Here is a 12043-nt window from a genome sequence, read left to right as displayed (position 1 = left end):
TAGCGTTAGACTGCGAATACAGTATTTTACTCGGGTCAGACTCCAGATTTAAGGGGCCGAACCGATTTAACTCTATATGCTATTAAAAAGCAAGAAAACCTGCATTTTTGCAGGTTTTCTTTTTACTATCCCTAATTCCCACCTGCGGCTACGGTCGATTCCCGAACGATCAGCTCGGGGTCGATGTGCATGCCGGCGGCGCGCTTCATTTTGCCGGAGATGCGGCCCAGCAGCATGTCGGCCGCGGCCAGTGCGATCCGGTCCGCGGGCTGGCGGACGGTCGTTAGATGCGGGCGCAGCTTGGAGGCGATATAATGATCGTCATATCCGACGATCGAGACCCGCCCGGGTACGGAGAGCCCGCTCTCCTGCAAGGCGTTGATGACGCCGAGAGCGATATGGTCGTCGCCTGCGAAGATGGCAGAGGGCAGATGGTCCTCTGCGAGCCAGCGCTTGCAGGTATCGTAGCCGGAGGCAATCTCGAATTCGCCGTGCACGACTTCGAATGGGGTAAGCCCGTTGTCTTGAAGTGCCCGGAGAAATCCGCTGCGTCGTTCCCGTGTACTGCGGAACATTTCCTGCCCGCAAATATGGGCAATCGAAGTATGGCCAAGCTCCAGCAAGTGGTTCGTTGCTGCGTAACCTCCCTTATAATTGTCGATCGTAACCGAGTAAGCGTCGTTCTCGGGAAGCTGGTTATCGATCAACACATAAGGGATGCCACGGCGCTTCAACTCCAGGATATACTTGCTCTCTTCCATCGGAGAGAGGAGAATCAGGCCGTCGACCCGATCCTCCTGGAACAGATAATGACTCTCATCCGACTCCATGCCGGTAGACACGGAGACGGCCAGGAAATATCCCTGCATGGCCAGAATTTCGTTAAGCTCCTTGACGACGGCGTCAAAGAAGGAATCTTGAAGCGTCGTAACGATCAAACCGATAATTCCCGTCTTCCCTCGGGCCAGACTGCGCGCGGCGGCACTAGGCTGATAATCGAGCTCTTTGATCGCTTCCAGCACTTTTTGGCGATTTTTCTCCCGTACAGTTTCTGCTCCGTTTAATACACGCGATACAGTTACTACGGACAGGCCGGATTTTTTGGCAACATCAAAAATGCTTACCTTCATCTGCATTCTCCTTGCGTGCATTATTCCATCAATATGGCTTATCTCTTAATAATATCAGTTACTTTCTTCTGAATCACCGGCATAACCTCTTCTACAGTCTTATGTCCGGTCTCAATCGGCTGCATCTCGTTGATGAACATATCATTGATTTGCGAATAGTTCGTAATCAGGTGGTTGAACGATTCAAAGCCGTATTTCACAGCGCCCTCATACACATTTTTAATATCCTGCGGATCAATACCTTCAAAATGCTTATAATAGACCTCAGCTGCTTCCGTGTTCACCGGCGGATTGCCGCCGCTCAGATCAATCGATTTCTCCTGAATGTCGGCGCGGATCAGATACTTGATCCATTCGAACGCTTCCTTCGGATGCTTGGAATCTTTCAGAATGAACAGCGGATCGACGTACAAGGTACTGCGGACCTTGTCATTTCCTCCCCAAGGCACTGCAGCTACACCGATGTTGAACGGAAAATCATTCGCGCCAGCCAGGTTCCATGAACCGCCGACAGACATACCGATTTTTCCGGCCACGAATGGATCGCCGTTCTGTCCTGCTACACTTTTACTCCATTCTGTAGTTGGGGATACCTTATCCTTGAAGATCAGATCGAACAATTTGTTATAGGCTGCCATAACTTCTGGAGTGTCAAAATAAGTCTCCGAAGGTACTCCACCGTTCGTCCACGTATCTTCGGAATAAGGATCGGCCCCGAAATAGAGCGGGCGATTGTCGCGTTCAGACCAGAAGAAGTCTAATCCGTATTGCGTCTTGGCGATATCATCGGAGATGACCGTCATCGGCCGCGCGTATTCGACCATTTTCTCGAAGGTCCAGTCTTTGTCTTCATAATCACTGGTTGGATAAGGCAGCTTGGCCTCATCGAACATATCCTTGTTGTATAGCATGAGTGTAACATACATGTTAAGCGGAATACCGTACACATGGTCATTGATCGTATAAATCTTTATCAAATTATCGGGAATGTTGTTCGCTTCGGCACTGAATCCATCTTCCTTGATCAGATCCGTCAGATCGAGCAGCATTCCTTTGTTATAGTATTCCGCGAATCCGCCATATCCGTAGTGGCTTGTCACGTCCGGAGATTTGCCTGCAGCGATCAGTGTTTGCAGCTTGCTGTCGAACTGCTCATAAGGTGCCTTATCCACTTTAACTTTGATATTCGGATGTTCTTTTTCGAAGTCGGGCACTAATTTCTCAACAAAGGTGCGGTCCTCCGAATCGATGGTGTAGTAGGTGATTGTTACCTGCTCATCCTTGCTTCCGCCAGATTTGGACGAATTGTTGTCTGTACCTGGCGTTACCTCAGCAGCAGATTTGCCGCCGGAGCAGCCTGACAGTACCATAACGGCAACGAAAATCAGAGTTAACAGGAAAACGGAGCTAAGTCGCAGCTTATTCATCATTATAAACGAACCCTCCAATGAAAGTAATATAATTAACCTTGCTTAGTAAGCAGATAAGCTCGTGTGCTCGGCATTATTTGATGCCAGTAAGCACAATTCCCTCCACAAATTGCTTCTGGGCGACGGCGAACAGGGTAACAATTGGGACCATCGCCAGCACGGAAGCGACCATAAGCAAATGCCACGGCGGGATACGGAACCTGGAAGATGTCAATGAAGCCATCCCTACTGGCAGGGTGAAGCGTTCCGTCGAACTCAGGTACAGTACCGGCGCTAGTAGATCGTTCCAGCTGTAAATGAAGGCGAAGATCGCCACGGTTGCCAAGGCAGGGCCGGACAGCGGCAGGGCGATTTTGTACCACATCCGCAGTTCTCCACAGCCATCGATCCTACCGGCATCGAACAAGTCCTCAGGCAGGGTCGAGAAGAATTGCCGCAGCAGAAAGATGTTATAGGCCGACCCGAAAAATGATGGAACAATTAACGGCAGAAAAGTGTCGATCCAATTCAGCTTGGAGAAGAAAATAAATTGCGGAATCATGATCGCCGGATACGGCAGCATCATCGTAGCCAGCAGCAGCATGAACCACAGCTGATTCCCTTTACCTCTATAACGTGAGAAACCATACGCTGCCAAAGCTGAAGAGATTAGTGTTCCGAACACAGTGACGACGCCGATAATCAGACTGTTCTTATACAGCGTGCCGAATTGCAGTGTGTCGAAGATTTCGGTGTAATTGCTCCATTGCCAGCTCTCCGGTAGAAAGGTCGGAGGGAACTTGAGCATTTCCCGCTTTGATTTCAGCGAGGTGGAGACCATAAAGAACAACGGAAGCAGCATGATAAAGGTCGTAATGATTAATGTGATGAAACTGATGATTTGCGTAGTGCTTGCTTTACGTTTGGAGCCTGAGCTTGAAAAAGCGGCACGGCGTTTGGGTACCGGTACGGTGTTCATTTGCGTCCTCCTCCCTCATAGTGAACATAGCGGTCGGATGCTTTCATGATGAGCGCGGTACAGATCATGACGACGATCAGCAGTACCCAGGCCAGAGCCGAGGAGTAGCCAGCGCGATATTCTTTGAAAGCGCTTGTATATAAGTTGTAGACATAGAACCAGGTGGAGTAATTCGGTCCCCCTTGAGTCATAACATAAGCTTGTGTAAATACTTGGAAGGAATCAATGATGCTCATGATGAGTTGAAAGAGCAGTACCGGTGAGAGCATAGGAAGTATGACATGGAGGAAGGTTTTGAAACGGCCGGCTCCGTCAAGTTTTGCAGCTTCGATTAGACTGGCAGGAACGCCCTGTAATCCGGCGAGGAACAGGATCATTCCCGTGCCTGCAGTCCATAAAGTCATAATAATCAAAGCGTATAGCGCAGTATCGGGGTTCATCAGCCAGGCAGGACCATGGATTCCGAACCAAGAGAGTATGTAGTTGAATAATCCGATCTGCGGGTTGAAGATCCAATACCATAGCAGGGACATCGCTACCCCTGAGACCATGCTTGGAAAATACATGGCGGTTCGGAAGAAGCCGCGGAAAGGAATCGTCTGATTCAGCAGCAGTGCAAATCCGAGCGCCAGCAGCAATTGAACAGGCACGCCTATAAAGGTATATTTCAGCGTGACGACTACGGATTTCCAGAACAGCTCGTTATGGAACATCTCGATGTAGTTAGCCAGCCCGATAAACCGGGGTGGATGAATAATGTCGTAATCCGTAAAGCTGTAATAAAGCGATGCCAAAATAGGATAAAGCGCAAACACGAGGAAGCCGATCAGCCAGGGAGCGATGAATAAATACATATAGAAGGTTTGTCGCCGGCTTTCTTTAAAGGTCACAGCAGCACCAGCCTTTCACTTGTTTAAAGTTTAAGCGCTTTAATTTTTGTAGAGAAAGACATTGAAATAGTTCAGATATTTCGGGATAATTCTACAAATTAAATTAAAGCGCTATAACTTTATAGAGTTTTGATAACATCATCATAGTGGATTGTTCCTAAATTGGCAATAGTAATGTGATAAGTGATTAGATTAAAATTTAAACTTATTCTCCTAAGACATAGATTACTAAAGTCGTTGTTCATTTGCACAATGAATTTCGTCCTTTGATCAATATAAATTTAGCGAATAAAGACCTATAATGAAAGCGTAACCAATATAAAAGATAGAAAAACAACCTAGGGAGGAACAGCAGATGGATGGATTTACGATCAGTTGGATTGGAGCGCTGGTAGGCCTTGCAATCGCAATCGTATTGATCTTGAGAAAGCTTAATCCTGTATACGCTTTATTTTTGGGGGCGATCGTCGGGGCTTTGATTGGTGGGGCCAATCTGGAGCAGACGATCAACGTACTTGTCAGCGGAACACAGAGCGTGATGGGCACTGTCATTCGTGTCTTGGCAGCGGGTGTGTTGGCCGGTGTCATGATGGAATCCGGGGCGGCAGAGACGATCGCCCAGGCCATCGTTAAGAAATTTGGCGGTGGGAAGGCGATATTAGCGCTCGCGCTTGCTACTATGATTATTACGGCGGTTGGGGTATTTATTCCGGTTGCAGTATTAATCGTAGCGCCCATCGCACTGTCCGTCGGCAATAAGATGGGCATCTCCAAGCTTGCCTTGTTGCTTGCGCTTTCGGGCGGAGGGAAGGCGGGTAATATTATATCTCCGAACCCAAATACGATTGCCGCCGCACGTGGGTTTGGATTAGACTTAAGTGATGTTATGATCGCGGGTTTTGTTCCAGCTCTTTTTGGACTTGTTGTAACCGTTATCGTGGCTTCGCTCTTGAAACGCAAGGGAGTTATGGTCAGCGATGCAGAGGCGGTTCAGGATACCGAGATTGACACTTCGAAGTATCCGCCGCTTAAGAAAGCCATCGTTGCTCCGCTTGTAGCAGTCATATTATTGATGATTAACCCGATCGGTTCGATCGCTGGAATCGATGCTTTGTCTAGCTTCAAGGTCGACGCGATGTACATTTTGCCGATTGCCGGGGTTGTTGGCATGCTGGCGATGGGACAAGGCAAGCATATTCTGAAATATACGGCATCCGGACTGAATAAGATGACAGCGACGGTGCTGATTTTGATCGGTGCCGGCGGGATCGCGGGGCTTATCTCCGCTTCCGACCTGTCTACTCAGGTTGTGTCCTTGATTGAGGCTTCAGGGATCTCGGGAACGTTCCTGGCTCCGATCTCAGGTATTCTTATGGCTGCCGCAACCGCTTCGACTTCTACTGGGGTTATACTTGCTACCGGTTCGTTCGGGCAAGCGATTCTCGATATGGGAACGGCTCCGATGGCTGCCGCCGTTATGGTGCATACCGGGGCGACCGTGATTGACTCCTTGCCACAGGGGAACTACTTCCACGTTACCGCAGGCAGTATGAATATGAGCATTAAACAGCGGATGGGGCTAATTCCTTATGAAGCGATTGTCGGCGGGACGATGACTATTGTTGCAACTTTAATGTACGGATTCTTGCTTTAAAGCTTTAATACGAGTTCAAAAAGTCTGGTTTTCAGCACAGAGAACCTTTTTAATATGCTGGGTGGGGTGAGAGAGTAATGGAGAAGACATTTGTATTAGCGCCGGATTCATTCAAAGAGAGCATGACGGCCAAGGAAGTATGCATCGCGATGGAGAAGGGGCTGCGGAAGGTATATCCGCAGGCGAAATATATTCATGTTCCGATGGCGGATGGCGGCGAGGGGACGGTTCAATCGTTGGTCGATGCCAGTGGCGGTACACTGTATGAGAAAGAAGTTATGGGTCCGCTGGGCAATTCGGTTAAGGCCCAATTCGGGATACTTGGCGATGGGGTAACTGCAGCGATTGAGATGGCTTCGGCAAGTGGGATTCATCTGGTGACCAAAGAGACCAAGAACCCTCTTGTCACAACGACTTATGGGACGGGAGAGCTTATTGCGGAATGTCTCGACCGCGGAGTACAGCGGATCATTATCGGGATCGGCGGGAGCGCCACGAATGATGGCGGCGCAGGTATGGCCGAAGCGTTAGGCGTGAAATTCCTCGATTCAGAAGGGAAGAGTATACCGCGCGGCGGCGGCGGGCTAGACAAGCTGGCCACGATCGACGTATCCGGACTGGATCCGCGCCTGCAGGAGGTAAGCTTAATCGTGGCCAGCGATGTCACGAATCCGCTATGCGGCGAGCATGGCGCATCGCGGGTATTCGGCCCGCAGAAGGGAGCCACGCCGGAGATGGTGCTGCAGCTTGACAATAACCTGGCCCATTATGCCAAGGTGATCCAGCAGCAGCTTGGAAAGGACGTGCGTGACTATCCTGGCGCAGGCGCAGCCGGAGGGCTTGGTGCGGGCCTGCTTACTTTCACTCGTTCCACGATGCAGAAGGGCATTGAAATCGTGATTGAGCATACCGATTTGAAGAATAAGCTGGCTGAGGCCGATTATGTGTTCACTGGCGAAGGCGGTATCGACTTCCAGACGAAGTTCGGCAAGACGCCTTACGGTGTAGCTCAGGCGGCCCAACAGCTCGGCAAGAAAGTCATTGCCGTGGCCGGCTATATCGGCGAAGGCATCGATACCCTCTACGATGAAGGGATCGACGCAGTATTTGGCATCGTGCCAGGAGCTGCTGATTTGGAGAAGGTGCTGGCGGAAGGCGCGCAGAATGTGGAGCGTACCTGCGAGAATATCGGAAGATTGATTGCATTAAGTTCTAAATAAGGGAACCCCAAAACAAAATAAGAACCTTCATTTCCGCATAGATTGGATTTGAAGGTTCTTTTGCAATCAGCTGAAGGTGTACACCGTACACGCTTAACTATACAACGCTAGCAGACTCTGGGTTAATTCGAACAGCTCGAGTATGTTTCTCGGATCTTTTCCTGTAATCGTCTTGATCCGCTTGAGCCGGTACTGCAATGTATTGCGGTGAATATTCAGCTGCTCAGAGGTGCCCGAGATGCTGCCATCCTGGTTGATGAAGACGCGCAGCGTCTCCAACAGATCAGCCGTATCTTCAAGCTTGCTGACGATATTTCCATTCTCGTGCAGGCAGGTATTGCTTAGCTTGACGAGAAATTTCACTTCATCGTAATGAACGACTTTCTTCGGGAGATCGAGCGCTTGCCTTACACTCATTGCGCTCTTAGCTTGAGCATAGCTGGCAGCGATGCTCGCTTCGTGACGCCCCGTTGCCATCAGGATATTCGGCTGCCCGGCAACCATTCGCTCAATGAAGCTGTCCACCGAGCTTTTGTCTTGAATCAGCAGCAGACGGGTGTCTTCATCAATCATGAAAGAGGGAACTAGCAGCAATAGCTTGGAGTATTCTTCATCCAATTTGCAATTTTGAACGAGCAATGCCGTTGTTTTTAGCAGCAGATCGATTTTGTATTGCGCAGCTTCCTTTTGCAGTCTTTGGGAGTAGGCTCCGGCATGGCTAAGCAGACTTTCCAGGAAAGCTTTTTTGCGATTCGCTTCATCCTCCAGGCTCTTCAAGGCAATTCCTTGCTCGATCAGAAGGGAGACTGTTGTCTTCACGATCCGGCAGAAAGGGCTGACTTCCTCGGGATTACCGCTGATTCCGATTACGCCAACGCGTTTATGATTGATGACGATCGGTTCGTTGGTCCCTTGTTTTTCATAGTGTCCGTCCTTCCAGATTTTCACCATTTTCCCGCTCGTCAGCGCCTGAACCGCACCCTGGTGAACCGTACCGACCCTTGACGGATTTCCGCTTCCGATAATGATCCCTTCATGATTCATAATATTGATATTGTAAGGGATGTCCTTCATCATTTTATCGACAATTTCCTGAGCTTGCTCTCTGGAAAGCTGGAACAACATGAACTCCTCCTCTAGGATGGGAATGATCAAAGTGAAAGCCAAAAATTAGAAATATACATTGTGCAATTGAACGAAAGCTTTTGGTCAGATCATAGCATAACTTACCTGCATTGGACATGCATATATATCACAAGTATTTAGCGAAGATGATATAAATAAACGAGAAGGGATTATCGAACTTAGAAAAGTGTTAATTTATGGATATTAATGCATGACAGGCTAACTACCGTTATGATAAAGGTATAAGTACGTGTTCAAAAATTACGTTTTTCAGCACCGAGAAGGTTGGATGAAGCTAGGGACTGAGGAGCGGAGCGTACGAGTTTGTACGTGAGCACCGGAAGGCCCGGCTGAATTCAAGATTCGATGCCGAGTGGCTACCTGATTTACTTCGTGATCAAAAGCGGACTTTTTGAACAACCTCTAGAAGAAATAATATGAATATTATTAGAGGATAGAGAGGTTCATCGAATGGAGATGTCGGTGCTAACGGAACTGTATGCTCTTATTGGCGTGGAGAAACATAGTTTTACTTCCTAACGAAACTGGAAGCGCTTAATTGTTTGAACGAGAGCTGTCTATCGGCGGAAAAAGCCAAATAAAGTCCTACATTTCCTTTCGAGAGTCTGATTGCCTAATCTGCAGTAGAACCACAATAGAGATAAAAAATGGGGGATACAAATGAACATCTTAATTATCGAGGATGATCCCAGTATTCAGATGCTGTTGAAATTGAGTCTGAAGGTCGAAGGGTTTCATCCTGTTGTTGCTGGCACGGTCGCAGATGGTTTGAAGGAGCTTGAGGCTGGAGACACAGATTTGATCCTGCTCGATTTGATGCTGCCGGATTGCTCAGGCTTCGAGCTGCTTCAGGTGCTTCAGCAAAAATATAAGACGGTGCCCGTCATCGTACTTACCGCCAAGAATGAAATGAACGACAAAATATTAGGCTTCCAGCTCGGAGCAGATGATTATTTGACCAAGCCTTTTGAGACCCGGGAACTCATTGAACGAATTAAGGCTGTTATGCGGCGAATGCAGAAAACGGTTACAACTTCCGAGACAATTCAGATCGGGATCATTGAGATTGATAAGAATGAACGCTCCTGTACCATAGCCGGACAAGCGCTCAGAATGACTAGCAAGGAATTCGATTTCCTTTGGCTGCTGTGCAGCAATCCCAAGAAGGTGTTCACTCGCGAGGAACTGCTGGACCAGGTCTGGGGTTATGAATATTACGGCCAGACACGCTCCGTCGATATGATGGTGAAGCGCCTGCGTGAGAAGCTTAAGCCTCATGAGAATCTGGTGACAACCGTGCATGGGACAGGCTATAAACTGGAGGTATAGCAGATGGGGCTGCGCAACAAAATGTTCATTCAGCATGCAGTGACGATCGTTATGCTGCTTACGGCGATGTACTTCATCGTCACTTATACGCTTAATAAGAGCATGATCGAGAGCGATACCCAGACATTGAACCAGTATTCTGCACTGCATCGGATCGAAGCTTTGAAAATTGTCAACGATCAGAAGATCGATATCGAGCAGTTGTTCTCAGGCAAGTACGCTCCCTTTATCGCTTCGCATCTGGGCTCCAGTATTAATTTTCAAGTGCAGCTGTTCGCGCCGGACGAGACCATCGTGGGAAGCAGCAGTGACAAAGAGAATTTGCTGAAGCGGGATGATATCAAGTCTGCACTAGCAGGCGATACGGCAACGGTAATTGTCGAGGGGGAGGGGACGAGATATTTAATCTATTCCATCCCTTTTTGGTACGAGGGGAAAATTGTAGGCGGATTCCGTTATTTGCTGGATCTTCATGAGAATATCGAGACGATGAATCAAATGCGTATCTGGTTTATTGGAGCAGCGCTGGGTTGCCTTGCCCTCTCACTTGTGGCGAGCTATTCTTTCTCCTCTTTTCTGATGCGGCCTCTCCATGCGTTGAAGCAAGCGCTCAAGCTGGTGTCTATCGGCGATTTTAGCCGTAAGATCGAGGTGAACACCCAGGATGAAGTCGGCGAATTGGCACGAGATTTTAACCATATGTCGGATGCACTGCGGCATCATATCGATATGCTCCACTATGAACAGGGCAAACAGAAAGCTTTTTACGATAACATTACTCATGAATTAAAGACGCCGCTCACCTCCATTATTGGCTTCTCCGACCTGATGGCCAGGATAGACCGGATAGAGGATATTCAAGACTGCAATTTCTACATCCGCAAGGAGAGCACGCGCTTGTTGAACATGGTCGAAGATCTGCTGCAGACTTCGCTTAAAGGCGAAGAAGCCTGGCATATTGCGTTGGAACAGGCCGAGCTAGGCGATATTATCATGGATACTCTTCAGGTTCTTCAGCCGACACTCAAGAAATCGAATATACTCACCTCGGTGAAAATATTGCCATGTACCGTCTACCTAGACCCTAAGCGGACGCAGCAGGTGCTGTTCAACATTATCGATAACGCCATTAAGCATAGCGATTGCACGCTGCTTCATATCGAGCTTATCTATGATGAACGCTGCGTCACCGTTCGAATTGTGGATAATGGCAAAGGCATATCCGAGCAAGAGAAAGCGATACTGTTCTTGCCTGCGGAGGAAAAGCAAGGGCGCGAGATCTCCGAGAATTCCCACGGCCTGGGATTGCCCATCTGCAAGCAGTTCATGGAGCTTCAGGGAGGGAGCATATCCATGATCAGCGAAGTCGGGCAGGGCACAGAGGTAAAGCTGGAATTTTCAGTCCATCTGCCAAATGTAAGCGCTGTTACAAAACTGATACAAATCTAAAATTTTTTTGATATAAGTGGAGGGTAAAGTTAATGCCAGAGGACAAGAAAGGGCTTTCATGGTTTCGCCTCATCCTGCTTCAGGTCATTATCGGATGCTTGCTTATTGGAATCTGTGCCTACTCCTTCCGGATTCCTGTCGACGTGGTCCAAATCGTGCCGCCTCAGCAAGATCAGTTTGAACGTATAACAGGCGTTCCGATGCGTGTCGATATAACCTATCCGGGGCTGGGTACAGTCTCTATTGAAGATCCGAAGGAATTGCTGAAATTGAAATCCTCATTCTCCGGGCTTCTATCCGCCGGTAAACAGCGAGCACAGACACAGACACCTAGACTGCTGCTGACGGGAAGAATGACTTACCTGGATCAGGAGGACATTCCATTTCAGGTGGAGACAGGCGCGTTCCAATTCGGTGACGAGTTGGTCAACTCTCTCGATGTAAGCGCCGGGATACGCAAGCTACAGAGCACGCTAATCGATAAGATCCTGACCACCGCGATGATTGGTTCTGCGGTACAGAACGGGAAGAACGATGTGTTCACGCTTGATGCAGGCCAGCTTATGCTTCTCTCACAAGTGGAGAGGGGCGATCTTGCCGCACAGATTACCGCATCCACGCGCATTATCGACTTCAGTCACTTCACGGATCTGCAGCAACCGCCGGATGCGCATTTTGTGATCCAGCTTAGCGGCGGTGAGCAGACGAAGAAGCACTGGATTCATCTGGATTGGTATAACAGCGCTTACTTCGTTGTGTACGACCTGTTGGATGAGACAAATCAAAGAGCCTATTTCAAGCTAAACGATACCTCATATTGAACATGAAGGGATGGTT

General features: G+C 48.6%; 10 protein-coding genes. 5 read left to right on the top strand and 5 right to left on the bottom strand.

Features of this window, described 5'->3' with window-relative positions:
* Nucleotides 1–131: 131 nt before the first annotated feature.
* The 4 genes from ABD014_RS19570 to ABD014_RS19555 form a co-directional block, all read right to left on the bottom strand.
* Nucleotides 132–1130, bottom strand: a complete 999-nt coding sequence (locus ABD014_RS19570) for a LacI family DNA-binding transcriptional regulator (RefSeq protein ID WP_343863954.1) — start codon at nt 1128–1130, stop codon at nt 132–134.
* 38 nt (nt 1131–1168) lie between these two features.
* The gene (locus ABD014_RS19565) at nt 1169–2560 is read right to left on the bottom strand and encodes an ABC transporter substrate-binding protein (RefSeq protein WP_343863952.1); all 1392 of its coding nucleotides are present in this window, start codon (nt 2558–2560) and stop codon (nt 1169–1171) included.
* Between the two features lie 73 nt (nt 2561–2633).
* Nucleotides 2634–3518 carry a carbohydrate ABC transporter permease gene (locus tag ABD014_RS19560; protein WP_343863950.1) on the bottom strand — a complete coding sequence of 295 codons (885 nt, stop codon included), beginning with the start codon at nt 3516–3518 and terminating at the stop codon, nt 2634–2636.
* The gene (locus tag ABD014_RS19555) at nt 3515–4408 is read right to left on the bottom strand and encodes a carbohydrate ABC transporter permease (RefSeq protein ID WP_343863948.1); all 894 of its coding nucleotides are present in this window, start codon (nt 4406–4408) and stop codon (nt 3515–3517) included. The genes ABD014_RS19560 and ABD014_RS19555 overlap by 4 nt, the downstream gene beginning before the upstream one ends.
* A gap of 355 nt (nt 4409–4763) precedes the next feature.
* On the opposite strand from ABD014_RS19555, the gene ABD014_RS19550 reads away from it, so the two are divergent.
* Nucleotides 4764–6062: a GntP family permease gene (locus ABD014_RS19550; protein WP_343863946.1), complete on the top strand. Its 1299-nt coding sequence runs from the start codon at nt 4764–4766 to the stop codon at nt 6060–6062.
* 77 nt (nt 6063–6139) lie between these two features.
* Complete coding sequence (locus ABD014_RS19545) at nt 6140–7282, top strand: glycerate kinase family protein (protein ID WP_343863944.1); 1143 nt, start codon at nt 6140–6142, stop codon at nt 7280–7282.
* A 93-nt stretch (nt 7283–7375) separates the two neighbouring features.
* Here the strand turns inward: ABD014_RS19545 and ABD014_RS19540 are convergent, their stop codons facing one another.
* On the bottom strand, nt 7376–8407 hold the full coding sequence (locus tag ABD014_RS19540; RefSeq protein WP_343863942.1) for a CdaR family transcriptional regulator: 1032 nt from the start codon (nt 8405–8407) through the stop codon (nt 7376–7378).
* Nucleotides 8408–9088: 681 nt separating this feature from the next.
* Here ABD014_RS19540 and ABD014_RS19535 point away from each other — a divergent pair.
* The 3 genes from ABD014_RS19535 to ABD014_RS19525 are packed head-to-tail and all read left to right on the top strand — an operon-like array spanning nt 9089 to nt 12027.
* Nucleotides 9089–9757, top strand: a complete 669-nt coding sequence (locus ABD014_RS19535) for a response regulator transcription factor (protein ID WP_343863940.1) — start codon at nt 9089–9091, stop codon at nt 9755–9757.
* A gap of 3 nt (nt 9758–9760) precedes the next feature.
* The gene (locus ABD014_RS19530; RefSeq protein WP_343863938.1) at nt 9761–11206 is read left to right on the top strand and encodes a sensor histidine kinase; all 1446 of its coding nucleotides are present in this window, start codon (nt 9761–9763) and stop codon (nt 11204–11206) included.
* 32 nt (nt 11207–11238) lie between these two features.
* Nucleotides 11239–12027, top strand: coding sequence for a DUF3919 family protein (locus tag ABD014_RS19525; RefSeq protein WP_343863936.1), 789 nt, complete (start codon nt 11239–11241; stop codon nt 12025–12027).
* Nucleotides 12028–12043 lie beyond the last annotated feature (16 nt).

The sequence above is a fragment of the Paenibacillus motobuensis genome, assembly GCF_039521865.1.
In the GTDB taxonomy this organism is placed as follows: Bacteria; Bacillota; Bacilli; order Paenibacillales; family Paenibacillaceae; genus Fontibacillus; species Fontibacillus motobuensis.
Note: the sequence above shows the minus strand (reverse complement) of the source record. Positions and strands in the feature narration are given on the sequence as shown.

What these genes read in the sequence shown, in the direction of transcription:
- ABD014_RS19545 (WP_343863944.1), top strand. Translation starts at nt 6,140, where the DNA reads ATGGAGAAGACATTTGTATTAGCGCCGGATTCATTCAAAGAGAGCATG.
- ABD014_RS19550 (WP_343863946.1), top strand. Translation starts at nt 4,764, where the DNA reads ATGGATGGATTTACGATCAGTTGGATTGGAGCGCTGGTAGGCCTTGCA.
- ABD014_RS19565 (WP_343863952.1), bottom strand. Translation starts at nt 2,560, where the DNA reads ATGATGAATAAGCTGCGACTTAGCTCCGTTTTCCTGTTAACTCTGATT.
- ABD014_RS19525 (WP_343863936.1), top strand. Translation starts at nt 11,239, where the DNA reads ATGCCAGAGGACAAGAAAGGGCTTTCATGGTTTCGCCTCATCCTGCTT.
- ABD014_RS19540 (WP_343863942.1), bottom strand. Translation starts at nt 8,407, where the DNA reads ATGTTGTTCCAGCTTTCCAGAGAGCAAGCTCAGGAAATTGTCGATAAA.
- ABD014_RS19570 (WP_343863954.1), bottom strand. Translation starts at nt 1,130, where the DNA reads ATGAAGGTAAGCATTTTTGATGTTGCCAAAAAATCCGGCCTGTCCGTA.
- ABD014_RS19530 (WP_343863938.1), top strand. Translation starts at nt 9,761, where the DNA reads ATGGGGCTGCGCAACAAAATGTTCATTCAGCATGCAGTGACGATCGTT.
- ABD014_RS19560 (WP_343863950.1), bottom strand. Translation starts at nt 3,518, where the DNA reads ATGAACACCGTACCGGTACCCAAACGCCGTGCCGCTTTTTCAAGCTCA.
- ABD014_RS19535 (WP_343863940.1), top strand. Translation starts at nt 9,089, where the DNA reads ATGAACATCTTAATTATCGAGGATGATCCCAGTATTCAGATGCTGTTG.